1 protein-coding gene is annotated in these 966 nt (G+C 66.9%); it reads left to right on the top strand.

The window, feature by feature from the left end; all coding sequences use genetic code 11:
- Positions 1-158 precede the first annotated feature (158 nt).
- The coding region (locus tag U9980_RS23220) for a methylenetetrahydrofolate reductase (protein WP_416210365.1) at positions 159-966 on the top strand (808 nt) is incomplete at its 3' end.

Below are 966 nucleotides of genomic sequence, written 5' to 3'. Positions count from 1 at the left end.
AAACTGGCTGCGCTGCAGGCACTCTCGCCATCCTGGCTCACGCGTCGAAGGTACTCGTCATCGACTAGGACTCCTGGGAGATCCTTTCCGACCTGTTCGAAGGAGCTGCTGGCTGACAGACTCTGGCGGTGACGAATCAGGCGAGTGCTTTCGACATCATGTGCGAGATCGAGCCGGCCACCGGGCCAGACCTGACTCGCGTCCGTCGCCAGATCGCCGTCCTGGCGGGCGTCGCCGACTCATTCCTCGTCCCGGACAACCACCTCGGCCGCGCCACCGTCTCCAGCATCGCCGTCGCCCAGGAAGTCGCAGCACTCGGCGCCCCAGCGGTGGCCTGCGTGAACAGCCGAGACCGCAACCTCCTCGGTTTCCGCCGGGACCTGCTCACCGCCGCCGCCTACGGCGTCAACGACTTCCTGTTCGTCCGCGGCGACGAACCCAGCGAAGGCACCCGATCGACCGACCTGACCGTGCGCCGGATGATCGACGAAGCCCACGCCTACGCCGAACGTGACTTCCGCGTCGGCGCGACCCTGCGGGCCGGCAGCCCGGTCCCCGACTGGAAGACCTCAGCCGACTTCCTCCTGGTCCAGGTCAACTACGACATCGACGCTCTCCTCGCTTGGCGCGAATCGATCACTTACACCGGCCGGCTCTTCGCCGGAGTCATGGTGATGGCGAGCAGCAAGATGGCACAGCGCATCGCAGCGGACGTCCCCGAAATCGGTGTCCCAGACCAGCTCATCCACGACCTCGAAACCGACCGAGACGCCGGCGTGGACCTCGCCCTCACGATGATCGACCAGATCCGAAGCTCAGGAGCGTTCGACGGCGTGCACTTCGTCCCAGTCGGACGCTACGCCGACGTCGCCGCTCGACTTCGCACTCCCCAGCCAACCCAGCTGACGCGGTCACCCCAGAAGGGCGAGGCCGGACCCGACTGCCGCTACCTCTCGCGGCGAGGCC

The sequence above is a fragment of the Protofrankia sp. Cr1 genome (assembly GCF_963555865.1).
Lineage (GTDB): Bacteria > Actinomycetota > Actinomycetes > Frankiales > Frankiaceae > Protofrankia.
Note: the sequence above shows the minus strand (reverse complement) of the source record. Positions and strands in the feature narration are given on the sequence as shown.